This is a genomic window from Actinomycetota bacterium, from assembly GCA_035765775.1.
GTDB lineage: Bacteria > Actinomycetota > CADDZG01 > JAHWKV01 > JAOPZY01 > DASTWV01.
In genome coordinates, this window is record DASTWV010000055.1 from 13,325 (window position 1) to 35,701 (window position 22,377).

A 22,377-nucleotide genomic window follows, 5' to 3' on the forward strand; every position below is an offset into this window, starting at 1 on the left:
AGGCAAAGGAGGTCGCGATGGACTGGAGGATCGAGCTGGTGGTGCTGCCGGTGACCGACGTCGACCGGGCGAAGGCGTTTTACAGCGACCAGCTCGGCTTCCGGGTAGACGTCGACCACCGAGCCGGCGACAGCTTCCGGGTGGTGCAGCTCACCCCGCCCGGGTCCCCGTGCTCGATCAGCATCGGCACCGGCATCACGGACGCGGCGCCGGGCTCGGTCCGGGGCCTGCACATCGTCGTCCCGGACATCCAGGCGGCAGTCGCCCAGCTGGCCGCCGCCGGGGTCGAGGTGGGCCCGATCCGCCACATGGGGCCGAACGGCTGGGTGGACGGCCCGCACCCGGACCGGGCGGACTACAACTCGTTCGCGTTCTTCGCCGACCCGGACGGCAACACCTGGGCCGTCCAGGAGGTGGGCCACCGGCGGGTGCCGGCCGGGCCGGAGGCGCACCCATGACGGCGGGCGTGCTGGAGGAAGCAACCTTCGAGGACCTGACCCGGCGGCACCGCCGGGAACTGCACGTGCACTGTTACCGGATGCTGGCCTCCTTTGATGAGGCGGAGGATGCCGTGCAGGAGGCCCTCCTCCGGGCGTGGCGCAGCCGGGACAGCCTGACCGACGCGGCGGGCGCCCGGCCCTGGCTGTACCGCATCGCCACCAACGTGTGCCTCGATCTCCTCCGGGCTCGCCGGCGGCGGCCGGAGCCGGCCCGATCGTTCGCCGAGATCCCCTGGATCCAGCCCTACCCCGACCGGCTCCTGGACGAGATCGCCCCGAGCGACGACGAGCCCGACGCCATAGCAGTGGCCCGGGAGACCATCGAGCTGGCCTTCATCGCCGCCCTGCAGCTGCTGCCTCCCCGCCAGCGAGCCGCCCTCGTGCTGCGCGACGTCCTGGGCCAGCCGGCGGCCGAGACCGCTGCTCTGCTGGAGACCAGCGTGGCGGCGGCCAACAGCGCCCTGCAGCGGGCGCGCGCCACCCTCGCCGAGCACCTCCCCGCCCGCCGGATGGAGTGGTCCCGCGCGGGCGCGACCGCCGAGGAACGGGAGCTGCTGGCCGGCTTCATCGATGCGCACGAGCGCTGCGACGCGGCCGCAGCGGTGGCCATCGCCAGCACGGACATCCGTATCACCATGCCGCCCATGCCGTGGCTGTTCGACGGGATCGACGCCATGGCCCCGCTCCTGGAGCGGGCCTTCGGCCCCAACCGGGAGGGCGACTGGCGGCTGTTGGCGACTGCGGTTAACCGGATGCCGGCGGCCGGCAGCTACCTGCGCCAGCCGGGAGATTCGCTCTACCGCCCCATGAAACTAGATGTCATCCGGGTGGAGGGGGGAAGGATCCGGGAGGTCACCACCTTCGGCTCGGCGCCATTCCCGTTGCTGGGGCTGCCGGACTGGCTGGAATAGGCGCCGCGGGCCGAGGATCCGGGGGACACTTGTCCCGGCCCATGGGACATTTGTCCCCCACCTCGCTGCCGGGCGGGTCCATCGGGCCGCCGCATGGTCCCTGTTCGCCAGCCGATCCCGTTCCGAGCGGGGACCGGCTCGGGCTGGGCCGTTAGAAGAAGACCGAGTCCAGCACCAGACGGCCGGTCCAGCCGTTGGGGTCGTTCACCTGCAGGCCGAGCACCTGGAGGCTGCTGATGCCGGCGGGGACGTTGAAGTTCACCGAGTTCCAGCCCGGGACCAGGGTCTGGGCGCCCAGAACCGTCGCGTTCCAGTTGGCATCGAAGACAACCGGCGACACGGTGGCGCCGACGCCTGAAGGCGCCCACACCTCGTAGTGCACGGGGGAGCCGGCGGTGAGGCCCGCAACGTGGGCCGTCTCGCCGATGCCTGGGAACCCGGTGCCCGAGACGTCCATCGCCAGGCCGTGCGTGCCGGTGAAGGCGGTGCCCGACTCATTGGACAGGGCCACGGTCGATCCCCAGCGCACGGTCCAGCTCTGGGTGGTCCCGTCCTCGAAGTCGAAGACCGGCGGGGCGGCCGCCCCCTGCCAGGTGACGTCATCCAGCACCAGGCGCCCGGCCCAGCCGGACGAGTCGTCCACCTGCAGGCCGATGATCCGGACCCCGTTGATGGCCGGGACGGTGAAGGTGACCGTGTTCCACCCGGCGGACAGGGTCTGGGTGCCGAGGACCGAGGTGTTCCAGTTCGTGTCGTACACGACGGGTTGGACCGAGGCCGCCACGCCGCCGGGAGCGTACACGTGATACGTCACGACCGACCCGGGCGCGGCCCCGGTCAGGCCGGTGCTCACGCCAGCGGCGGGGAAGCCGTTTCCTGAGATGTCCATCGCCAGGCCGTGGCTGCCCGAGGCGGCGGTGCCGCTCTCATTGGACAGGCCCAGGGTCGTCCCCCATTCCACCGACCAGCCCTGGATGGTGCCGTCCTCGAAGTCAAAGCGGGCGTTGGGGTCGAGGGGCTGCGTGGTGGGCGGAGGCGGGGTCGTGGGAGTAGGGGATGTGGTGGGAGACGCAGTGGGGGCCGGCGTGGTGGAGGCCGGCGCAGGAGGCGGGGTCGAGGAGGAGGCCAGCCAACTCTTGTAGGCCGCGCCGAAACCTGTCGGCGTACCGTTGTAGTTGCTGATCAGCGCCGGGCCGCCGGTACAGCTTGCGGTATCCCAGGCCCAGGCCAGGTAGCCGATGCTGTGGGCGTCGGCCCAGGGCAGCAGGGTGTTCAAGAACCCGCCGGCGCAGTCGTTCTCGCCGACTTCGGTGGCCAGAACGGGCACCTGCTGGGCCACCGGGGCGACCGCCGAGTTCCAGCACGACGTGGTGTTACAGCCCGAGAAGTTGTAGATGTGCCAGCCCGCGGCGAGCTGGTTCTGGGAGTCCGTGGGCCGGTTGGCGAGCCAGCCGGAGAGGTCGCCGCCCCAATTGAGCCCCTCGGCAATCACCGGCTGGGTGGCGCCCGCCCCGCGCACCGCGTTGACGAGCTGCTGCATGCCGGTGGCCTTCCACCCCGCCGGCGTGGTGCACCCGTTCAGCCAACACGACCACGAGATGTCGTGCGGCTCGTTGAACAGGTCGAAGAGGATGCCGTTGACGCCCTTGTAGGCGGCGGCGACCGACGACCAGAACGCGGGCGCGTGGTCGGCGTCGGGGGCCTGCTCCTGCCCGAGGGCGAGCTGGCTGCCCGCCGCCCCCCAGTGCAGGTCCAGCACCACGTCGAGGCCGTGGGCCTGCAACCGGGTGACGTAGGCCCGGATGGCGCTCTGGTAGTTGGCGCCGGCATAGGCGGCGTTGACCCCGTTGATGCCCAGCCAGCAGTCCTCGTTCAGCGGCACCCGGACCGCGTTGATGTTCCAGGCGGTCATCGCGGCGATGGAGGTGTCGTCGGTCGGCCCGTCGAAGAAGCCCCACCCCTGCGCGCAGGCGTACTCGCTCCCCGAGCGGTTAACCCCGGCAATCCGGATCGGGGCTCCCGAGGACGACACCACGGTGTGGCCTGACACCTTGACCACGGGGGCTGTGGTGGCCCCCTGTACCGGCGACAGGGCCCAGGTTGCGGCGACCACAAGGCCTGCGGCACCAAGTGCCAACAACGGTAAATGACGTCTTGACATAGATGCCCCCCGGAGCCGATTGGAGACGGGTTACGAGCGTTTGTTATGTTTTATCGGGATCTCAGCGGGATAACTCCCCGCCTCCCAGGGCTCCCCAGGCCACCGGCCTGAGCACCCGGGCATCCAGTCCTCATCGCGCGATATCTAGGAGTTACCCGGCCGGAGGGAAGGCAACACCTTGCAGGCCCTGCACGTCCCGGATATGACGGTTTTGATAAGGATAGGGAGCTGCGCCGGGCGCCCTGCCGAACCCTTTCGGGTCATCTGCGACTTGCTGAACACCTAATGTTCGGAGAATATTCACAGATCCGTCACAGAATATTCCCTGAATCAGCTCGATTTTGTTACAGAGGACGCCTAGGGTGCCCTCGGTCGCCCGACCGCGCACTGCAACCCGCGCACTGCAACCGACGGAGAGAAGGAGGAGCCCATGCGGATGTTCAGGCGTGCCGTCCACCACTGGCTCGGAGCCGCCCTCGGCTTCGGGATGCTGCTGGGAGCAGCGGGCGTCGGCGCCGGGTCGCCGGCACACGCTGCCGGGACGGTGCCGAACTTCGACCACATCTTCACGATCATGATGGAGAACCACTCCTACAGCGACATCATCGGCAACTCGCAGGCGCCCTACATCAACAGCCTGGCCTCCCGGTACGGGCTGGCGACGAACTACTTCGCCGTCTCCCACCCCAGCCTGCCGAACTACCTGGCGGCCACTGGAGCCAGCACCTTCGGGGTCACCTCGGACTGCACCACCTGCTTCCAGGCCCAGCCCAACATCGCGGTCGACCGGGTGGAGGCCTCCGGCCGGAGTTGGAAGGCGTACATGGAGTCGATGCCCAGCCCGTGCTTCGTCGGCGACTCGGGTGAGTACGCCCAGAAGCACGACCCCTTCGTTTACTACAACGACATCCGGCTGAACTCGACGGAGTGCAACAAGGTGGTGCCCTACCCGCAGCTGGCCACCGACCTCGCCTCGACCACGACCACGCCCAACTACGCCTGGATCACACCGAACCTGATCGACGACATGCACGACGGCACCATCGCCCAGGGCGACACCTGGCTGAGCCAGAACGTCCCCACCATCCTCAACTCGCCGGCGTTCACCCAGCAGAACTCCCTGCTGATGATCACGTGGGACGAGGACGACTCCTCGATGGGCAACCAGGTGCCGATGCTGATGATCGCCAGCAGCGTGGGGGCCGGGACCCGTTCGGCCGCCCAGTACAACCACTACTCCTACCTGAAGACCATCGAGGGCGCCTGGGGCCTGTCGCCGCTCACCAGCAACGACGGCGGGGCCTCGGCGATGAGCGACTTCTTCGGGGGCGGGACGACCACGCCCCCGTCCTTCACCGCCGACACCCCGCCGACCTCGGCGACGGTCGGGCAGCCCTACAGCTACACGTTCCAGGCGAGCGGCACCCCGGCGCCGACCTACGCCCTGGCGTCCGGCTCCCTGCCCAGCGGGCTGAGCTTGAACGGGACAACCGGCGTGCTGTCCGGTACCCCGATCCTCCCCGGGTCCTCCACCTTCACCGTCTCGGCCACCAACAGCGCCGGGAGCGCCACCACCCCGTCCATCACGATCACTGTGACGGCGGGCGCCACGGTGCCCGGGGCGCCCACCGGCGTGTCGGCCGTGGCGGACAAGCACGCCTCGGCAACGGTGAGTTGGACCGCCCCCTCCAGCACCGGCGGGTGCTCGATCACCGGCTACACCGTGACCTCGTCGCCCGGCGGCAAGACCGCCTCGGTGGGCGGGTCCACCCTCTCGGCCAAGGTCACCCGGCTGACGGTGGGCACCTCGTACACCTTCACCACCACGGCCACCAACTGCGCCGGGACCGGCCCCGCCTCGGCTCCGTCGAACGCCATCGTGGCCCGCAGGTAACCCCTCGTTTCCGCTGCCGTTCTCCGGGCGCCCTTCGGGGCGCCCGGTGCGGGCCGCGAACCTGGCCAGTGGGTATCGTGCCGGTCATGGATATCGCGGTCACCGGGTCGAGCGGCTTTCTCGGCTCTGCCCTGACCGCAGCCCTGACCGCTCGGGGTGACCATGTGGTCCGCCTCGTGCGCCCGGGCTCAACGGGCTCCGCCGGCTTCGTCGGCGGGGCTGACACCATCCGCTGGGATCCGTCGGCGGGCACGATCGATGCCGCTTCGTTGGAGGGCATCGGCGCCGTGGTGAATCTGGCCGGGCGGGCCATCGCCCCCCAGCCGTGGACCCGCGCCTACAAGGCGGAGGTGCTGGGGAGCCGGGTGAAGGCCACGACGCTGATCGCGACCACGCTTGCCGGCCTGCAGCGCCCGCCGTCGGTGCTGGTGAGCGCCTCTGCGTCCGGGTACTACGGCAACCGGGGCAACGAAATCCTCACCGAGCAGAGCGGCCCGGGCACGGGGTTCCTGGCCGAGGTGTGCCAGCAGTGGGAGGCGGCAGCGGCCCCGGCCACCGAAGCCGGCATCCGGGTGGCCTTCACCCGAACCGGGATCGTGCTGTCACCGCAGGGGGGCGCCCTCGGGCGGATGCTGCAGTTCTTCAAGATGGGCCTGGGGGGCAAGATCGGCGCCGGGACCCAATGGTGGAGCTGGATCGCCCTCGAGGACGAGATCGGTGCCTTCCTGCATCTGCTGGACGGCGAGGCGAGCGGCCCGTTCAACCTGTGCGCCCCGCACCCGGTCACCAACGGCGAGCTGACGGCGTCGCTGGCTGCCGCCCTGCACCGCCCCGCAGTGCTGACCGTGCCCAAGCTGGCCCTGCGGGCATTCGGCGAGTTCGCCGACGAGATGCTGCTGGCCTCCCAGCGCATGGCCCCCACCCGGCTGGAGGAGACGGGCTACCTGTTCCGGTCGGTGGACCTGCTGCCGGCGCTCACCGCCCTGCTGGGCAGGTAAGGCTCGTTCAGCGTCCTCCGGCGGAGCCGGTGGTGGCGGGTGGGCCGGCGGCGGGGCGGAGGCCCGTTACGCCGGTGAGGTAGCCCGGGCCGGGCCGGCTTCGGGGGCGTCGGCCATCGGCGACCGGGAACCGGTGAGCAGCACGACACCCCAGAAGATGAGCGCCAGCCCGGCGACCGCCCCTAAGCCGCTGCCCACGAGCAGGGCGGCATCGACATGGTCTGACTGGGCAACCAGGTGGGCCAGGCTGGCGTTGCCCGGGTTGACGGGCACATAGATGACATCGACCTTCCCGTCCGGCAGCACGTCGTTGCCGTTGGGAGCCGGCATGATCCGGGTGATCACACGGCCGCTCTGGTCTGTGAAGGTGATCTGGTCCCTGCTACCGGAGCCACCGTTGAGCAGGGTGCCCTCGGCGTGTACGCCGTCCGCGCGGAGCTGGGAGAACTGCCGCTGCACGTTCGACACGTGGATGAGGAGCATGCCGGCCACCGGCAGGACCAGGAGCCCGATGAGGACCAGAAGGGCCCCCAAGGCGACCTTGCGGCGCCGGCTGGGAGCCGGGGCGGGACGGGATCCGTCCGTGCGCTTCCCCGACGGGCGTGCCGACGGGGGAGCTGGCGGCGAAGGGGGCCGGGCGGCGGGCGGCGGTGTGCCCGGAGGATCCGGCTGGTCGTGCTCGGGTTCGGCCCCGGGCTCGGGCTCGAGGGCGGCGCCGACCGGTTCCTGCCCAGCGGCCACGGGTCCGGGGGCGGGGGCAGCCGCGGGTGCAGGCTCGGTCTCGGATGCGGGTGCAGGCTCGGTCTCGGACGGCGGCGGGACCACCACCGGGCGGGGCCGGGTGCTGGCCAGGCTGCTGGCCCAGGTCCGGCGTCCCGTCCGGGGATCGGCGGTCATCGCTTTCTCGCTCGAGGCGGGGGGTGGCGCGGCGGGGGACGAGGCGGCGCTGCTCGCCGAGCGGGAGCCCGCAGGATCAGGCGTTGACTCCTCCGCAGGTCTCCGGGACTCCCCCTCGGCGGGAAGCGCGAGCTCGACCGGGGTGGCCCTTGCCGTCCCGGCTTCCGCCGGTGGCGTCGTGGCTGCTGCCGGCGGCTCGGAATCAGGAACCCGGGAGGGCCGGGAGATGAGGAAGTCCAGTACCCCCGGTGGTGGGCCTGCCGAGCGCGCGGCCGCAACCGGGAGCACCCGGGGAGGAGCGTCCTCCGGTTCCTCGACCATGGCTGGCTGTGGGACCGGGGTTTCGGCAGGCCGACCAACTGCGGAGGCTGGCACAGGATCACCCACCGAGCTCACCGTTTCGGGATCTGTGAGTTGGGCAACCGGCTCGGCATCGGGCGGCATAGGCTCGCCCGCAGTCTCAACGGGCGCCGGTGCGTGGGTCGGCGCCTGAGGGCGTCCTCGGACGGGACCGGGTTATAGAACCCACCAGTGCCAGCCCGTGCCAGTTTCGTGAGCTGGCCGGCGGAAAAGTATCGCTCCTGGAAGCGGTGGAAGGGGTCAGGCTGCCAGCCCGGCAGGTCCATATCCCTGAGCTTACGCGAGGACAGAAACCCTTGTCACCGAAGTCAAAGACGCTGGGGAAAAAATAATCATTTCGTAGCCGACGCGCTCTGGTGTTGGCTCACCATCGGTACCAGCGGCGGGTCGGGTGGGCACGGCTAACGATAAAACCTACGAGCCAGACAATGAACAGCAGGACAGCAAGGATCCATAGCAGGTGAATGATCGCCCCCAGGAGGGCAAAGACCACCAGGACCGCCAGCACACCCAGGATGACGATCACTGGGCCCGCCTCGACTCGGGCGGGATGTACTGCACGGCCCAGCGGTTGCCATCGGGATCGTTGAAGTTGACGAACTGACCCCAGGGCATGATCTCGACCTCGCTGACCGGGCAGCCGCGGCTGGCAAGATCCATCCGGGCCTGGTTGATATCGTCGACCACCAGCTGGAGGCCCTCAATCGAGCCGGGCGCCATGCCGGTAATCCCGAGCCCGATGCAGATCGAGCATGAGGAGCCCGGCGGCGTCAGCTGGACGAAGCGCAGGGCCTCGTGGACGGCCACATCGACGTCACAGTGAAAGCCGGCCTGATCGACGTAGAAGGACTTGGCCCGATCGACATCGGAGACGGGCACCTGGACCAGCTCGAGGCGGAAGTCCATGCGGAAAGTGTAGCGGTGTCTCCTGTGCGTCTGTCTTTGGGTCTCTCTTTGCGGCAAAGTGGGCCACGCCGCTCACAGGGCCCGTAGGATGAGGCCGTGCTTGATCTCTCCGAGGTGACCGCCGACACCTTTGCCCCCTTGGCCGGCTCCCCGTTCGCAGTGCAGCCAGGTGATGGCGCCGGGGGTTCACTGAGCTTGGCATTGGTGGAGGTGGAACGGCATGCGGGCGGGGCGCCCGGCCGGGAGGGTTTCTCCCTGACCTTCGAGGGGCCCAGAGCAACGCTCCTGGGGCAGGGCGTGCAACGCCTGGCCCACGATCGCCTCGGGGAGCTGGAGCTCTTCCTGGTGCCGGTCGGGGTAACCGAGACGGCCTTCCGCTACGAGGCCGTGTTCGGGTAACCACCTGGGGTCAGACGCTCTTGGCCAGCTGCTCCTTGACCAGCGCGGCCACCCGGTCCCCCGCCGCCTGCTCTCCCAGGCGTGCCCGGACCGCCTTGATGACCGCCCCCATGGCCTTCGGCCCGGCCAGCCCGTTGCCCGCCGCCGCGGCCACCTCCTCGGCGACCACGAGCGCAAGTTCGGCGTCGGCCAGCTGCGCCGGCAGGTAGGCGGCCAGGACGTCGCCCTCGGCCCTCTCCCGGGCGGCCAGCGCATCCCGTCCGGCGTCGGTGTAGATGCCGGCGGCCTCGGTGCGCCTGTTGAGCTCGGAGCGGATGACGGCCCGCACCTGGTCGTCGGTCAGCTCAGCCGCCTCCGACCCGGCCACCTCCGCCTTGGTGATGGCGGAGAGAGCCATGCGCAGGGTGGCGGTCCTGACCTCGTCCCGGGCGCGCATCGAGTCGGTGAGGTCGGCGCGCAGCTGCTCTTTCAGGGATGCCATCGCATCGGATAATGCCGCGGGTTGGTCGGGCAGTCCACCGTCGTGCCCAGAACGCAAGAAAGCGAGGAGGGGCCATGTACGTCGTGTGCGTCCGGATCCAGGTGGTCGAGGGCGAGGAGGGGGCATTCATCGAGGCCACCCGGGCGAATCACGAGGCCACCCGCCAGGAGCCGGGCAATGCCCGCTTCGACGTCCTGCGCCACGCGACTGAGCCGGACCGGTTCTTCCTCTACGAGGCCTACCTCGACGAGGCGGCCTTCGTCACTCACCAGCAGACGCCCCACTACCTGCACTGGCGCGAGACGGTGGCGCCGCTGATGGCGGTGCCGAGGATCGGCGACCGCCATCAGAGCCTCTTCCCCGACCCCTGGTCGTGATGGCCTTCGCCTTCCGGACCGCGGGCAGCGTGCTGTTCGGCCGCGGGGAGTGCGAGAAGGCCGGCGGGCTCATCGCCGGCTTCTCCGACCGGGTGCTGCTGGTGACCGGCGCGGCCTCGGCGGAGCGGTCCGGGCTGCTGGAGCGCCTCTCGCGCTCGCTGGCGGACCGCGGGGTGTCGTTCGCCCGGTTCTCCATCGCCGGGGAGCCCGACATCTCGATCGTCGATGCCGGGGCATCCGCCGGCCGCGAGGCGGGGTGCGGGGCGGTGCTGGCCGTGGGCGGCGGCAGCGTCCTCGATGCCGGCAAGGCAATCGCCGCCCTGGCCACCAACGGGGGTGCGGCACTCGACTACCTCGAGGAGGTGGGGGCCGGCCGGCCGGTGGCGCAGCCGTCCCTGCCGGTGGTTGCTGTCCCCACCACCGCCGGGACGGGCTCCGAGGTGACCCGCAACGCCGTGCTGCGGGTGCCGGAAGCAGCGGTGAAACGCAGCATGCGCAGCGACTTCCTCCTGCCCCGGGTGGCGCTGGTCGACCCATCGTTGAGCGAGACCGCCCCGGTGCCCGTGGCAGCCGCCGCCGGGCTCGACGCCCTCACCCACTTGATCGAGAGCTATACCTCCACGGGCGCCCGGGCGATGACCGATGCCCTGGCGCTGCCGGGCATCCGGCTGGCGGCCGGAGGGCTGCGGGCGCTGGCCGGGCTGGCGGATCCCGGCACCGGGCATAGCTCCGGTGAGGCCGCTCCGCCCAGCGATCGGATGGCCCTCGCCAGCCTGTGGGGCGGGATGGCCTTGGCCAACGCCGGCCTCGGGGCGGTGCACGGCCTGGTCGCCGCCCTGGGCGGCTCGGGCCGGGTGACCCACGGCGTGGCCTGCGCCTGCCTGCTCCCCCACACCGTGTTGGTCAACCATGAGGCGCTGCTCCGCCGCACGCCGGACAGCCCGGCGCTGGGGCGCTATGCCGACGTCTTCTCGGTCCTGAGCCCGACGGACCCGACCGCGGAAGCCGCGGCGGGGGTGCTGGAGGACCTGCGCTGCCGACTGGGCGTGCCGGGCCTGGGAACTGCAGGGTTGGCCCGGGCGGAGATCGAGGGAGCGGTCGAGCATTCCCGAGGCGGCAGCATGCGCTTCAACCCGGTGGAGCTGACGGACGCCGAGCTGGAGTCGATCGTGGGGGCGGCGCTGGCACAAGGGTGACGCCGGGTCAGGCCCGCTCTGCGGCGCCGTCCGGGCCCGCCGGCAACCAGCCCCGGTCGACCAGAGCGGCGACGAACCGGCGGTAGTTCTCCTCCAGCGGGCCGGCGTGCTCGCCGTCAGGCTCGACCTCGACACCCCCCACTGCCATGGCGGGCGTGGCCGCAGCCAGGTCTGCGTGGGGCCCGCCGGCGGCGGCCAGGATGGCGGCGCCGAGGGCCGTGCTGGCCCCGGGCTTCTCGGACACGACCCGCCCGAGCACCGCGGCCCGGATGCGGTTCCACACCCGGCTCGTGCTGCCACCCCCGGTGACGGCGATGGAAGCCGGCGGGGGCGCCCCGAGCGTGGCGAGGCGCTCGTAGCACAGCCGCTCGACGAAGGCGACCCCCTCGAGCAGGGCCCGGTAGTGCTCGGCCTCGTTGACCGGATCGCCGATGAGGAAGGCCTCCGCGTCCGGATTGGTGAACGGGAAGCGCTCGCCCCGCCCCACCAGGGGATAGGCGATGACCGAGGCCGGGCGCCCGGCAGCTGCGGCATCGAGGCGGGCCAGGTCCTGGCCCGGGAACCCAACCGCGAGAGCCCGGGCGCCGGCGCTGGAGGCACCACCCGGGAGCCACCAGCCCTCGGGGTGGCGGTGGCTGTAGACCGCCCCGGCCGGGTCGGCCACGATGCCCGGGCTGGCACCTTTCAGGACCAGGGTGGAGCCGAGCACCGAGACGTAGTGGCCCGGCAGCTCGGCCCCGGCGGCGATCTGGGAAGCGCACGAGTCCGTCATACCCAAACGCACCGGGCACCCCGCAGGCAGGCCGGTGGCCTGCGATCCGGACTGGCAGACGGTGCCGGCCACCGCGGTCGGGCGGCCGACCGGGGGAAGCAGGTCGGCAGGGACGCCCACAGCCTCCATCGCCTCGAGCGCCCACTCGCCCCGGAGAGGGTCGTAGCCGCTTTTGAGGGCGTGGCTCCAGTCGGTGGGCGGGAGATCGCCGACGAGATGGCGCAGGACCACCTCGGGCACGTGGGCCAGGCGGGCTGCCCGCCCGGCGATCTCGGGCTGGGTCATGAGCCACGCCCACTTGGCGATGCCGAACGACGCCCCGATGCGCAGACCGAGCGCGGCCCAGCGGTCGGCGGCGGCCTCCTGGGCGGCCCGGGCCTGGGTGACCGCACGCTGGTCGGCGTAGGTGAGCGCCGGGCCGAGGGGTTCCCCGTCACGGTCGAGCGCCACGACGGTGGCCGACGTGGCCGCGACGCTCACCCCGGCGATCCGGGCAGCGGCCGGGCCGAGCTGCCCGGTGAGCTGCTGGAGGGCGGTGGCGACCGTGGGCCACCAGGGGCTGGCGTCCTGCTCGACCCAGCCCGGCTGCGGGCTGACCGGGGGCGGCAGGGGGGCGCGGGCCGAGGCGTGGACCCGGCCCTCGAGGTCGGCGGCGAGCACGCGCACCTCCGCGGTGGCTACGTCGATGCCGACGACCAACTCCATACCTGAACGCTACCCGGCAGCCCGCTGCCCAAGCTGCGGTGCGCCATGCTGGGACCGTGGAGCCACCGATTGTGGAGCTGGGCGCGGGCGATGCCGGCGAGCTGCTGACGCTGCAGCGGGCGGCGTACGTCACCGAGGCCCAGCTCAACGGGGACTGCCACCTGCCACCCCTGACCCAGTCGCTCGGCGAGCTGCTCGAGGAGCTGGCAGATCCGGCCATCCGGGCGTTCGGGATCCGGGACCCGGGTGGCCGGCTGGTGGCCGCGGTGCGCATCCGGGGAGCCGGCGGGCGAGTGGAGGTGCGGCGGCTCGCGGTCGTGCCCGACCGTCAGGGCCAGGGCCTGGGGACCCGCCTCCTGCTGGCCGCCGAGGAGCGGTGCCCGGGGGGGACCCACGAGCTGTACCTGTTCACCGGCGACCGGAGCCTCGCCAACCTGCGGCTGTACCAGCGCCACGGCTACCGGGAGACGCACCGGTCGCCGGCGGGCACCCACGACCTGGTGCACCTGGTGAAGCCACTGGGGGGCGGCTCGGCCGAGGGCTGAGGCGGCTGAGGCTTGGGCTAAGGCTTGGGCTAAGGCGCCGGCGGTTCGGGGGGGTCGCCGAAGGGGTTGCGGCCGTCGCCGGTGGCGTCGCGCAGGTAGCGCTCGATCTCGGTGGCGATGTCCTCACCCGGGGGCACGGGGGTCACCGGGCCGCTCTCCTCGAGTTGCTCCAGGTAGGCCTGGGCGTCGGGCCGGTCGGCGACCACGGCATCCAGGCGCACCCGCTGCTCGCGGGCCAGGTTGACCAGGTCCTCGATGGGCAGGCGGACTCCGAGCTGCCCGCACGCCCGCTCGACCAGGGCGAGCGCCCCGGCGAAGTAGGCGCCCTCGATGTAGTGCGGCACCTGCGCCCAGATGCCGCCGCTGCGCACACCCCGCTCGGCCAAGGCGAGCTCGATCAGGTTGAGCGCCGAAGCGGGGACCTGCATGTGCTCGGCGGGGAGCGGCATGTCGCTCTCCTGCGAGGCACGCTCGGCCCCGGTCACCAGGATGGGCGTGGCCCGGGTATGGGGGACCATGGCGCCGATGGCGCCCAGGCAGAGGCTCTCGACGACGCCGAGGCGGGTGGCGACATCGACGATGGCCTCCCGGAAGGCCTGCCAACGGTAGTCCGGCTCGGGACCAGTCAGCACCAGGAGGTCCCGCCGGTCGGTGCGCACCCGCTGGATGGTGAGGTCGGACCAGGCAATCGACGACAGCACGCCGTCGCGGATCTCGAGGGTGGGGCGGCGGGCCCGGTAGTCCACGAGGGCGTCGGTGTCGAAGCGCACGATGACCTCGCCGCCCTTGGCCAGGTATCCCGCGGCAGTGGTGCCGGCCGAGCCGGCGTCCACCCAGCCGTTCAGGGCGGAGACCAGCGCAGGGGCGGTCAGGGCCGAGTCATCCAGGACCTCGAAGAGGGGCATGCCCGTGGAGCTTGCCACAGATCGCTCCGCATGCCCGGCGCCGGACCCGGCGTCATTCACTGGCGGCCACCGGGACCCGGGCCGCCAGCTGGCCGCAGGCGGCGTCGATGTCCGAGCCCCGGGTGTCGCGGACGGTGGCGTTCACACCCAGCCGCTCGAGTCGGTCCCGGAAGGCCCGCACGCCGGCGGCGGGCGTGCCGCGCACCGGGTAGCCCGGGGTCGGGTTGAGCGGGATCAGGTTGACGTGGGCGCGCAGCGGGACCGCCAGGCCCGCCAGCTCGGCGGCATCGGAGAGCCGGTCGTTCACCCTGTCGATGAGCGCCCACTCGAACGACAGCCGGCGCCGGGTGGTGCGCACGTACTCCCGGCACGCCGCCGTGAGGTCGGCGAGGGGGTAGCGGCGGTTGGGCGGCACCAGCCGGGTGCGCAGCTCGTCGTTGGCGGCGTGCAGCGACACCGCCAGGTTGACGGGCAGGGCCTCGGCCGCCAGCTTGCGGATGCCGGGCACCAGGCCCACCGTGGATACCGTGATCCGGCGGGCCGAGATCCCGACGTCGGTGTGCAGGCGCTCGATGGCGGCCCAGACGTGGGCGTAGTTGGCCATCGGCTCGCCCATGCCCATGAACACGACATTGCCCAGACGCCGGGGTGCTGCCCGCCGGCGGGCGCGGATCACCTGCTCGACGATCTCGCCCGTGGTCAGCTGGCGGGTGAGCCCGGCCTGGCCGGTGGCGCAGAAGACGCAGCCCATGCCGCAGCCCGCCTGGCTGGAGACGCAGACAGTCACCCGGTCCGGGTAGGCCATGAGGACGGACTCCACCAACGAGGCGTCGTGCAGCGACCAGACGCTCTTGATGGTTGACCCGGCGTCGGCCTCCCGCTCGGCTGCCAGGGTGAGCGCCGCGGGGAGGGCGGCGGCGAGCCGTTGGCGGAGGGGCCTCGGCAGGACGGAGATCTCCGCCGGGTCCTTCCCCTGGGCCCAGAGGCCCTCCCAGACCTGGTCGAGCCGGTAGCCGGGCTCACCGTCGAGGAGAGCCGCGAGCGCGGGCCGGGTGATGTCATAGCGGGAAAATGGGACCTCTCGGCGCAGGGGCATGGCCCCATCGTACGCGGGTCTGTGCAGGTCCCCGCCCGCCCGCCTATTCTTCGTCCTGCGATGCCCCAGCCCCAGTTCTATGACATCTCCCAGGAAGCCGTCGAGATGGCGACGTGGCGCTGGGCGAAACCGGTCCGGTTCTTCGAGGTGTGCGACTCGACCAACAACCGGGCGCTGGAGTGGGCCCGGGAAGGGGCGCCGCACGGATCCATCGTGGTCACCGACCACCAGACCGAGGGTCGGGGCCGGGCGGGCCGGGAGTGGTTCAGCCTGCCCCACCTGGCGTCGCTGCTGTTCAGCGTCATCCTGCGCCCCAACATCCACCCGGAGGACCTCGGGCTGGTGAGCCTCGGGATGGGCGTGGCGGTGTCGCTGGCGTTCACCGAGCGCAAGACCAACAACCGGCTGCGCTGGCCCAACGACCTCATGGTCCGGGGGCGCAAGATGGGCGGGATCCTGTCCGAGTCCGAGATCAGCGGGGACAGGGTCGACTTCGTGGTGGTGGGCGTTGGCGTGAACATGCGCATCTCCCGGGACCAGTTCCCCCGGGAGCTGAAGGCGACCGCCACCAGCGCCCAGGTCGAGACCGGACGGAGCTACGACCGGGCCGAGGTGATCGCCGGGATCCTGATCCAGCTGGAGCCGATCCTGAAGGACCTCGACGCCGGCCGGAGCCACAACATCCTGAACAGCTACATCAAGCTGTGCGAGACGTTCGGCAAGACGGTATCCACGGACTTCGGCGGCCGGAAGGTCAAGGGCCAGGCGGTGGACATCGATGACCACGGGGGCCTCGTGCTGGACACCGGCGACGTGATCCCCATGGGGGACATCCACCTGGAGTAGCGATGGACCACGTTGTCACACTGGCGGACCGGGACCTCTTCAAGGCCTGCCGCCGGGCCTGGGACCTGGGGTCACCCGCCCGGCAGAACTTCGAGCCCATCCCCACCCCCGAGCACGTCGACCTGGCCGCAGCGGTGCGCGCCGGGCTGGGTGCCTACTACTTCCCGGCGATGTGGAGCTGGAGCCGGCCGATGGTGCGCCCCATCGCCCACGACACCTTCGACAAGGCCCTTCAGACACAGCGCCAGAAGGTCTGCCCGGAGGCCCCGCCGCCGGTCTGGGCAGAGGCGCAGGCGCTGGGCCACGCCACCTTGGACAGCTACTTCGACTGGGCCGAGGAGCAGGACACCTTCACCGCCGTGCGGGCCAACGAAGAGTTCCGGGTGGTGGTGGCGGATCCCGATCACCCCGATGACGGCGTGCTGGCCCCCGACGGCGGCGGCATCCACCTGCAGGGGGTGGTGGACGTGGTGGTGTCCGACGAGCTCGGCCGGCTGTGGGTGGTCATCCACCGCATCAGTGACGGTCGCTCTGCGCGCCCCTGGGCGGACCCGGGCATCCTGGCGCTGGACGACGGGCCCGGGATGCTGTGCTGGGCCCTGGAGTCCTTCTATGTCACCAAGATCGCCGGAGCCATCGTCAACGAGCTGCGCGTCGGGCCACCGCCGTCCTTCCGCCGGACCCAGCTGCGCAAGCCGCCGAAGGAGCTGGCCGCCGTCCGCCGCCAGGCGGCCACCGAGCTGGCCGAGCTGGTGGACCCGGCAACGGCCGCCTACCCCAGCCCGGGCCCGTCGTGCCGGACATGCCCCTTCGTGGCGCCCTGCCTGGCCCTGGCCGCTGGGGAGGAGCCGGGCATGGAGGGCTACCGTCGCCACGTCCCCGAGGTCATCCAGCTCCCGCCCCGGACGGGGAGCCTGGGGCCTCAGGTGGTGCACGGCTGGAAGACGAAGGGGCCGGGCACGTCCCAACCTGCGGTGTGACCCTGCATGGCCTCGCCGGAGGGTGGGGCGGGGCCGAACTGGCCGGGGGGCGAGCGCCGTAGCCCGTGCGGCCCCTTCTGCACTGTCTGTGAGTGCTCAGGTCCGTATAGGTACGGTAGACACTCACAGACAATCTCAAGGTGCGGACCCTGGACGGGTGCCGGCTGGCCAGAACGGGGCTGGCATCTGGCCGAGCCCGCCGGGAACGATCTACAGGAGGCGGAGGCGGCCGGTGTCCCCCGGGCGGTAGATGCAGATCACGTCGTCCAGGTAGCCCAGCTCCCGGGCCCGGGCGAGCATCGCCAGACCGGCGCCCGCCTCGGGGAGGTGGGAGGTCAGCACCACGAACGGCGGCCGGTCCTCCATGGCCCGCAGCAGGGCGCCGTTGGCGATCGCCTTCTTCAGGGTGTCGGTGCGCATCAGCCCGGGCCGGGAGCCCTGGACGCTGCCTTTGTACTCGAACCAGATGGTGCGCCCGTGGGAGCTGACCGCCTCCCGGTCGATCTCGATGCCGAGGCCGCTGAGCTGTACCGCTCCCCCGAGCTGGAAGCCGCTGGTGCGCAGGAGGAGGTCGCACTGGTCGGCGAACTGGCGGCCCTGGAGCGAGGCCGCCGCCTGGAACAGGTGCTCGGTCAGGGCGCCCCTCGGCCGCCGGCTGCCCGGGCCAGGGGATCCTGGTCCCCCGGCAGCCGGAAGACGCCGGCGATGGGTTTGCCCACCCCGCACACGGCCTTGAGCGACGCTGCGGCCGAGCTCCCCGGCTCGGGCAGGCCGGCGGCCAGCACCCCGAAGCGGGCGGAGGGCGCCACTTCCCGGACAACCGCCGCCTTGCCCAGCACCTTCCAGAGCGCCTCGGTCCGGCGCAGCCCGGGCCGGGTCGAGGTGAAGCCGCCGGCGACCTCGAACAGCCACTCGGTGCCGGTGGCGTCCCGGGCGCCCAGGGCGATCTCGATGCCTCCGAGGCGCACCGGCCCGGTCACCTGCCGGAAGCCGGCTGCCACGAGGGCGGCCCGGGCCACATCCCGGGCGGCGTGCCCGGCCGTCACGGCGGCGGCCACGGTGCCTGGCGGCGGGATCTCGGCCGGGGCGGTCTCCCCGGCGGGGGGCAGTGGGGGCAGCACCACCGGCGGCGTCTCGCTCTCCAGCGCCCCCTCGGCAGCCTGCTCCCGCCACTCGCACACCCGTGCCTGCGCCCGCTGCACGTAGTCGGGATCGATGTCGTAGCCGGCGTAGTGGCGCCCGGTCTCCAGGGCGGCGATGGCCGTCGAGCCCGACCCCATGAAGGGGTCCAGCACGAGGTCGCCGTAGTAGGTGTACAGGTGGATGAGGCGGCGGGGCAGGGCCACGGGGAAGGGGGCGGCATGCCCCACCCGGGTGGCGGACTCCGGGGGGATCTCCCAGACGTCGGTGGTGGCTTCCATGAACTCGTCCCGCCACAGTGAGCCCGACGACGGCAGGCCGGCCGCCGCCCGGCGCCGGGCGGTCTGGGCCCGGTCGAAGCGTCCCTTGCTGGCGATGACCACCCGCTCGGTCAGGTCCCGCAGCACCGGGTTGGTGGAGCGCTGGAAGGACCCCCAGGCGCAGGATCCTGAGGATCCCCGGCCCTTCTGCCAGATCACCTCACCGCGCAGCAGGAGGCGGAGCTTGTCCTGCAGGATGGCGGTGACGTCGGAGGACAGTGAGCGGTACGGGCGGCGGCCCAGGTTGGCCACGTTGACCGCGATGCGCCCGCCCGGCTCGAGGCAGCGGACGCACTCGGCGAACACCTCCTCCAGCATCCCCAGGTATTCGAAGTAGGTGGCCGGGATATGGCCCTCGCCGAGAGCCTCCTCGTACTCCTTGCCGGCGAAGTAGGGCGGGGAGGTGACCACCAGGGCGACTGAGGCGTCGGCAATGGCGGTCATGTGCCGGGCGTCGCCCACGAAAAGGCGGTCGAGGTCCTTGCCCGGGTCCACCCAGTCGTGGGAGGAGAGCTCGGGGGCGGCGAAGCGGGCGTAGAAGGGGCTGGCGTCGTGGTTTTCCCGGCGGGAGACGCCGAAGGCCGAGGTCTGCGTCGCCTCCCTGCGCTGCGCCACGCTCACCCCCTCGTCGTTACAACCGAATGAGAACGAATGTTCGTAGGCTACTACGCCGTGGGTGGGTCACGTGGGTGGATCATAGGATGAGCCACCGCGCGGGCCGCGAATTGTCGGGCGCGTGGCTGGTGCTGGGCGGCCGCCGGACCCACAGCCCGAGCACAAGCCGCCGCCATCCCGTGGCCAGCCCCGCATGGTGTCATGGGCACCGGGAGAGCAGGAGTGGGCGATGATTTCCATACTTATGGCCCGCTGGGGATCCACCGGGATACTTGGAACTACCTGGGGTATGAACTACCGGTTGCCGGTCCGGGAACCCGAGGGAGGAAGGGCCCGATGATCCCAAGCGCACTGGACCTACCGTACCGACCGGCCAAGCCGCCGACCGGGCCCCGGACGCAGGGCATCACGATGGTGATCGACAACGGGCTGCCGCTCGGTGCCTTCACCGACCACGTGACCAGCACTGCAGGCCTCATAGACTTCGTCAAGTTCGGCTGGGGCACCTCGGTGGTGTCGCGCACCATCGAGGCCAAGGTGGCCCTCCTGGTGGAGCACGGCATCGGCTACTTCTTCGGCGGGACCCTCTTCGAGAAGCACGTGCTGCAGGATCGCTTCGACGACTTCCGGGCCTGGTGCCACGCCTTCGCCTGCCGTTACGTCGAGGTGTCCAACGGCACCGTGGCGCTCGCCAACGACGAGAAGGCCCGCTACGTCGAGAAGCTGGCGGGCGAGTTCACGGTGCTGTCCGAGGTGGGGCTCAAGGACGCCGCCCGGTCCGAGGCGCTCAGCGCCCGGGACTGGGTCCGGTTCGTGCGCGAGGACCTGGAGGCGGGGGCGCGCTGGGTGATCGCCGAGGCCCGGGAGAGCGGCCGCAGCGGCATCTGCCACGCCGACGGGCGGCTGCGGGCCGATGTGCTGGACGCCCTGTTGGGCGCCGGCATCTCCACCGACCGGCTACTGTTCGAGGCGCCCACGAAGGACCTGCAGACCTCGTTCATCCGGCGCATCGGCCCGAACGCCAACCTGGGCAATGTGGCCCCCGGCGACGTCATCGGCGTGGAGACCCTCCGCCTAGGGCTGCGCTCGGACACCCTGACCACGGTCTCCCCCACCCGCCCGGGCGGGGTGCACACGGCCCCCATGAGCCCGACCCAAGGCGTGGCGGCAGCGCCCAACTTTTAAGCCCCGCTGGGGCCGTCCCCGGGCGGCCCTCGGCTTCGCACGAGCATCCTGACGAGGCGCAGCCGCCGGCTGTCTTTTCCGACCGCAATTGACCGGATTTTTCTCAGATCGTTTGCTGTCGCGCCTGCGCAGAGTCACAATCAGCGCAGTGAGTGCCCCATCCAGCAGCGTTCCCAGGAGAGGGAGGCAGGCAATGGCAGAGCACCATCCCGCCAGCAGGCATCATTCCCGGTCGCGACCCGGTCCGGGGGCGACCCTGTTGGTGATCATCGCCACTGTCGCCCTCATCGCAGCTGCTTGCGGCAAGAGTACGAACAAGTCCTCGTCCTCGGGGGCAACCCCCACTGCTGGGTCCAGCATCGCCCCCCCGGTGGGCAGCAAGATCCAGGGCGGCACCGTGACCTGGGCGGAGGCCCCGAAAGTCAGTCCGAACTACATCTTCCCGGTAGACAACGGGCAGGTCTTCAGCGTGGCCAACCTCGACTACTTCCAGTACCTCCTCTACCGGCCCCTGTACTGGTTCGGCAACAACTACAAGGCGTCCATCGACCCGGACTACAGCATCGCCAACCCGCCGGTGTGGTCCAACAACAACACGACGGCGACCATCACCCTGAAGCCCTGGAAGTGGTCCAACGGCGAGACGGTCACCAGCCGTGACGTGCTCTTCTTCCTCAACATCCTGAAGGCAAAGCCGAGCAACTATGCCGCCTACGTCCCGGGCTATTTCCCGGACAACGTGAAGTCGTACTCGGCGCCGGACCCCTCGACCGTGGTGCTCAACCTCACGCAGGCCTACAGCCCGGACTGGTTCCTCTACAACGAGCTGAGCCAGCTCACCCCGCTGCCGCTGGCCTGGGACGTGACCGCCGACGGCCAGCCGGCGCCCACCGCTGACAACGGCCACCTGCCCGACTCCACGCCGGCCGGGGCGCTGGCCGTGTACACCTACCTGGACAGCCAGGCCAAGAACACGGCCGGCTACGGCGCCAGCCCGATCTGGAGCGTCGTGGACGGGCCCTGGAAGCTGACCAACTACACGAACACTGGCGAGCTCGACTTCGTCCCGAATCCGTCCTACTCCGGGTCCCCCAAGCCGACGATCGCCGAGTTCAAGGAAGTGCCGTTCACCAGTGAGGAGGCGGAGACCAACCAGGCTCTGACCGGCGCCTCCAACCTCACGATCGGCTACATCCCGCAGGCGTCGGTGCCGCAGGAGGGCTCGATCGTTGCCAAGGGCTATGACGCCTACACGCTGTTCGGCTTCTCCACGAACTACTTCCTGCCCAACCTGCACAACCCCACGATGGGGCCGGTGTTCTCCCAGCTCTACTTCCGCCAGGCCTTCCAGGAGCTGATCGACCAGCAGGGCTGGATCAAAGCCTTCACCCATGGAAGCAGCATCCCGCAGTACGGCGTCATCCCCACCAACCCGCCAAACACCTTCATCGACGCCAAGGCCAAGTCCTTCCCCTGGAACTTCAGCATCTCGGGAGCCACCAAGCTGCTGACCGACAACGGCTGGAAGGTGGTTCCCGGCGGGCAGACCACCTGTACCAGCCCCGGCACCGGCTCGGGCCAGTGCGGGGCGGGCATCACCCAGGGCGAGGCGATCACCTTCACCCTGGACTACCAGTCCGGCCCGGTGGCCCTGGACCAGGAGATGAAGGACCTCAAGTCCGAGGCCGCCAAGGTGGGCATCACCATCAACCTGACCCAGCACCCCTTCAACCAGGTGATCGGTGCCGCGGTGCCCTGCCAGCCCACCGATGCCAAGTGCGCCTGGCAGGTGGAGAACTGGGGTGGCGGCTGGATCTACTCGCCCGACTACTACCCCAGTGGCGAGGAGATCTGGGCCACCGGGGCGGTCGCCAACTACGGCAGCTACAGCAACCCCAAGGCCGACGCGCTCATCGCCGCCACCACCACCGAGACGGTGAACCCGCAGGGCGCCCTCGACGCCTACCAGGACTACATGCAGCAGCAGCTGCCGGTTTGGTTCCAGCCCAACGCGGCCGGGAACCCGGTGCCCGGCGGGCTGACCATCGTGTCCACCCACCTCGGGGGCTTCACCGCCAACGCGTTCGAGGCGATCACCCCGGAGACCTACTACCTGACCCAGTAGCTGATCGACGAGGAGGACGACCGTTCGTTTCCATTAGCTAATTCATAGCCAGTTGGGGGCCCA

22 protein-coding genes are annotated in these 22,377 nt (G+C 71.0%); 12 read left to right on the forward strand and 10 right to left on the reverse strand.

Going from position 1 to position 22,377, the window contains the following annotated elements; genetic code table 11:
- Nucleotides 1-17: 17 nt before the first annotated feature.
- Nucleotides 18-458 (forward strand): glyoxalase superfamily protein, encoded by a 441-nt coding sequence (locus VFW71_12360; GenBank protein ID HEU5003553.1) that lies wholly within the window; start codon nucleotides 18-20, stop codon nucleotides 456-458.
- Nucleotides 455-1,411: an RNA polymerase subunit sigma-70 gene (locus VFW71_12365; GenBank protein ID HEU5003554.1), complete on the forward strand. Its 957-nt coding sequence runs from the start codon at nucleotides 455-457 to the stop codon at nucleotides 1,409-1,411. The genes VFW71_12360 and VFW71_12365 overlap by 4 nt, the downstream gene beginning before the upstream one ends.
- A 151-nt stretch (nucleotides 1,412-1,562) precedes the next feature.
- On the opposite strand, the gene VFW71_12370 is transcribed toward VFW71_12365, so the two are convergent.
- A complete protein-coding gene (locus VFW71_12370) occupies nucleotides 1,563-3,524 on the reverse strand; it encodes a cellulase family glycosylhydrolase (GenBank protein HEU5003555.1) in 1,962 nt (653 codons plus the stop codon).
- 478 nt (nucleotides 3,525-4,002) lie between these two features.
- On the opposite strand from VFW71_12370, the gene VFW71_12375 reads away from it, so the two are divergent.
- Both VFW71_12375 and VFW71_12380 read left to right on the forward strand, forming a co-directional pair.
- Nucleotides 4,003-5,466, forward strand: a complete 1,464-nt coding sequence (locus VFW71_12375) for an alkaline phosphatase family protein (protein HEU5003556.1) — start codon at nucleotides 4,003-4,005, stop codon at nucleotides 5,464-5,466.
- Between the two features lie 86 nt (nucleotides 5,467-5,552).
- Nucleotides 5,553-6,464: a TIGR01777 family oxidoreductase gene (locus VFW71_12380; protein HEU5003557.1), complete on the forward strand. Its 912-nt coding sequence runs from the start codon at nucleotides 5,553-5,555 to the stop codon at nucleotides 6,462-6,464.
- Nucleotides 6,465-6,530: 66 nt separating this feature from the next.
- Here VFW71_12380 and VFW71_12385 read toward each other — a convergent pair whose 3' ends face one another.
- The 3 genes from VFW71_12385 to VFW71_12395 all read right to left on the reverse strand — a co-directional run bounded on the left by VFW71_12385 (nucleotide 6,531) and on the right by VFW71_12395 (nucleotide 8,627).
- Complete coding sequence (locus VFW71_12385; GenBank protein ID HEU5003558.1) at nucleotides 6,531-7,361, reverse strand: DUF3592 domain-containing protein; 831 nt, start codon at nucleotides 7,359-7,361, stop codon at nucleotides 6,531-6,533.
- Nucleotides 7,362-8,085: 724 nt separating this feature from the next.
- The gene (locus VFW71_12390; GenBank protein HEU5003559.1) at nucleotides 8,086-8,247 is read right to left on the reverse strand and encodes a hydrophobic protein; all 162 of its coding nucleotides are present in this window, start codon (nucleotides 8,245-8,247) and stop codon (nucleotides 8,086-8,088) included.
- On the reverse strand, nucleotides 8,244-8,627 hold the full coding sequence (locus tag VFW71_12395; protein HEU5003560.1) for a VOC family protein: 384 nt from the start codon (nucleotides 8,625-8,627) through the stop codon (nucleotides 8,244-8,246). Before VFW71_12395 ends, VFW71_12390 begins: the two co-directional genes overlap by 4 nt.
- 96 nt (nucleotides 8,628-8,723) lie before the next feature.
- On the opposite strand from VFW71_12395, the gene VFW71_12400 reads away from it, so the two are divergent.
- Nucleotides 8,724-9,026 carry a hypothetical protein gene (locus VFW71_12400; protein ID HEU5003561.1) on the forward strand — a complete coding sequence of 101 codons (303 nt, stop codon included), beginning with the start codon at nucleotides 8,724-8,726 and terminating at the stop codon, nucleotides 9,024-9,026.
- A 10-nt stretch (nucleotides 9,027-9,036) separates the two neighbouring features.
- Here VFW71_12400 and VFW71_12405 read toward each other — a convergent pair whose 3' ends face one another.
- Nucleotides 9,037-9,507 (reverse strand): GatB/YqeY domain-containing protein, encoded by a 471-nt coding sequence (locus VFW71_12405; protein HEU5003562.1) that lies wholly within the window; start codon nucleotides 9,505-9,507, stop codon nucleotides 9,037-9,039.
- Nucleotides 9,508-9,581: 74 nt separating this feature from the next.
- Here VFW71_12405 and VFW71_12410 point away from each other — a divergent pair, with 74 nt between their 5' ends.
- Together VFW71_12410 and VFW71_12415 are read left to right on the forward strand one after the other, a co-directional pair.
- Nucleotides 9,582-9,884, forward strand: a complete 303-nt coding sequence (locus tag VFW71_12410) for an antibiotic biosynthesis monooxygenase (protein ID HEU5003563.1) — start codon at nucleotides 9,582-9,584, stop codon at nucleotides 9,882-9,884.
- The gene (locus VFW71_12415; protein HEU5003564.1) at nucleotides 9,884-11,080 is read left to right on the forward strand and encodes an iron-containing alcohol dehydrogenase; all 1,197 of its coding nucleotides are present in this window, start codon (nucleotides 9,884-9,886) and stop codon (nucleotides 11,078-11,080) included. The genes VFW71_12410 and VFW71_12415 overlap by 1 nt, the downstream gene beginning before the upstream one ends.
- 7 nt (nucleotides 11,081-11,087) lie before the next feature.
- On the opposite strand, the gene VFW71_12420 is transcribed toward VFW71_12415, so the two are convergent.
- Complete coding sequence (locus tag VFW71_12420; protein ID HEU5003565.1) at nucleotides 11,088-12,557, reverse strand: FGGY family carbohydrate kinase; 1,470 nt, start codon at nucleotides 12,555-12,557, stop codon at nucleotides 11,088-11,090.
- A 56-nt stretch (nucleotides 12,558-12,613) separates the two neighbouring features.
- Here VFW71_12420 and VFW71_12425 point away from each other — a divergent pair, with 56 nt between their 5' ends.
- Nucleotides 12,614-13,102: a GNAT family N-acetyltransferase gene (locus tag VFW71_12425; protein HEU5003566.1), complete on the forward strand. Its 489-nt coding sequence runs from the start codon at nucleotides 12,614-12,616 to the stop codon at nucleotides 13,100-13,102.
- A gap of 29 nt (nucleotides 13,103-13,131) precedes the next feature.
- Here the strand turns inward: VFW71_12425 and VFW71_12430 are convergent, their stop codons facing one another.
- Together VFW71_12430 and rlmN are read right to left on the reverse strand one after the other, a co-directional pair.
- A complete protein-coding gene (locus tag VFW71_12430) occupies nucleotides 13,132-14,025 on the reverse strand; it encodes a PAC2 family protein (GenBank protein ID HEU5003567.1) in 894 nt (297 codons plus the stop codon).
- A 34-nt stretch (nucleotides 14,026-14,059) separates the two neighbouring features.
- Nucleotides 14,060-15,103: a 23S rRNA (adenine(2503)-C(2))-methyltransferase RlmN gene (gene rlmN / locus VFW71_12435; GenBank protein ID HEU5003568.1), complete on the reverse strand. Its 1,044-nt coding sequence runs from the start codon at nucleotides 15,101-15,103 to the stop codon at nucleotides 14,060-14,062.
- A 60-nt stretch (nucleotides 15,104-15,163) separates the two neighbouring features.
- Between rlmN and VFW71_12440 the strand changes: the two genes are divergently transcribed.
- The gene (locus VFW71_12440) at nucleotides 15,164-15,949 is read left to right on the forward strand and encodes a biotin--[acetyl-CoA-carboxylase] ligase (protein ID HEU5003569.1); all 786 of its coding nucleotides are present in this window, start codon (nucleotides 15,164-15,166) and stop codon (nucleotides 15,947-15,949) included.
- 2 nt (nucleotides 15,950-15,951) lie between these two features.
- Nucleotides 15,952-16,929 carry a hypothetical protein gene (locus VFW71_12445; GenBank protein ID HEU5003570.1) on the forward strand — a complete coding sequence of 326 codons (978 nt, stop codon included), beginning with the start codon at nucleotides 15,952-15,954 and terminating at the stop codon, nucleotides 16,927-16,929.
- A 210-nt stretch (nucleotides 16,930-17,139) separates the two neighbouring features.
- Here the strand turns inward: VFW71_12445 and VFW71_12450 are convergent, their stop codons facing one another.
- Both VFW71_12450 and VFW71_12455 read right to left on the reverse strand, forming a co-directional pair.
- Nucleotides 17,140-17,655 carry a hypothetical protein gene (locus tag VFW71_12450; GenBank protein HEU5003571.1) on the reverse strand — a complete coding sequence of 172 codons (516 nt, stop codon included), beginning with the start codon at nucleotides 17,653-17,655 and terminating at the stop codon, nucleotides 17,140-17,142.
- Nucleotides 17,562-19,004, reverse strand: coding sequence for a site-specific DNA-methyltransferase (locus tag VFW71_12455; protein ID HEU5003572.1), 1,443 nt, complete (start codon nucleotides 19,002-19,004; stop codon nucleotides 17,562-17,564). Before VFW71_12455 ends, VFW71_12450 begins: the two co-directional genes overlap by 94 nt.
- A 336-nt stretch (nucleotides 19,005-19,340) precedes the next feature.
- Between VFW71_12455 and VFW71_12460 the strand changes: the two genes are divergently transcribed.
- Both VFW71_12460 and VFW71_12465 read left to right on the forward strand, forming a co-directional pair.
- On the forward strand, nucleotides 19,341-20,189 hold the full coding sequence (locus tag VFW71_12460; GenBank protein HEU5003573.1) for a phosphosulfolactate synthase: 849 nt from the start codon (nucleotides 19,341-19,343) through the stop codon (nucleotides 20,187-20,189).
- 262 nt (nucleotides 20,190-20,451) lie between these two features.
- Entirely contained in the window at nucleotides 20,452-22,314 is a 1,863-nt protein-coding gene (locus tag VFW71_12465) for an ABC transporter substrate-binding protein (GenBank protein ID HEU5003574.1), read from the forward strand.
- The last annotated feature ends 63 nt before the right edge of the window (nucleotides 22,315-22,377 follow it).

Coding starts and splice junctions, on each gene's coding strand:
- VFW71_12445 (HEU5003570.1), top strand. CDS start 15,952: ATGGACCACGTTGTCACACTGGCGGACCGGGACCTCTTCAAGGCCTGC.
- rlmN (HEU5003568.1), bottom strand. CDS start 15,103: ATGCCCCTGCGCCGAGAGGTCCCATTTTCCCGCTATGACATCACCCGG.
- VFW71_12375 (HEU5003556.1), top strand. CDS start 4,003: ATGCGGATGTTCAGGCGTGCCGTCCACCACTGGCTCGGAGCCGCCCTC.
- VFW71_12415 (HEU5003564.1), top strand. CDS start 9,884: ATGGCCTTCGCCTTCCGGACCGCGGGCAGCGTGCTGTTCGGCCGCGGG.
- VFW71_12395 (HEU5003560.1), bottom strand. CDS start 8,627: ATGGACTTCCGCCTCGAGCTGGTCCAGGTGCCCGTCTCCGATGTCGAT.
- VFW71_12380 (HEU5003557.1), top strand. CDS start 5,553: ATGGATATCGCGGTCACCGGGTCGAGCGGCTTTCTCGGCTCTGCCCTG.
- VFW71_12365 (HEU5003554.1), top strand. CDS start 455: ATGACGGCGGGCGTGCTGGAGGAAGCAACCTTCGAGGACCTGACCCGG.
- VFW71_12410 (HEU5003563.1), top strand. CDS start 9,582: ATGTACGTCGTGTGCGTCCGGATCCAGGTGGTCGAGGGCGAGGAGGGG.
- VFW71_12420 (HEU5003565.1), bottom strand. CDS start 12,557: ATGGAGTTGGTCGTCGGCATCGACGTAGCCACCGCGGAGGTGCGCGTG.
- VFW71_12360 (HEU5003553.1), top strand. CDS start 18: ATGGACTGGAGGATCGAGCTGGTGGTGCTGCCGGTGACCGACGTCGAC.
- VFW71_12405 (HEU5003562.1), bottom strand. CDS start 9,507: ATGGCATCCCTGAAAGAGCAGCTGCGCGCCGACCTCACCGACTCGATG.
- VFW71_12460 (HEU5003573.1), top strand. CDS start 19,341: ATGATCCCAAGCGCACTGGACCTACCGTACCGACCGGCCAAGCCGCCG.
- VFW71_12385 (HEU5003558.1), bottom strand. CDS start 7,361: ATGACCGCCGATCCCCGGACGGGACGCCGGACCTGGGCCAGCAGCCTG.
- VFW71_12440 (HEU5003569.1), top strand. CDS start 15,164: ATGCCCCAGCCCCAGTTCTATGACATCTCCCAGGAAGCCGTCGAGATG.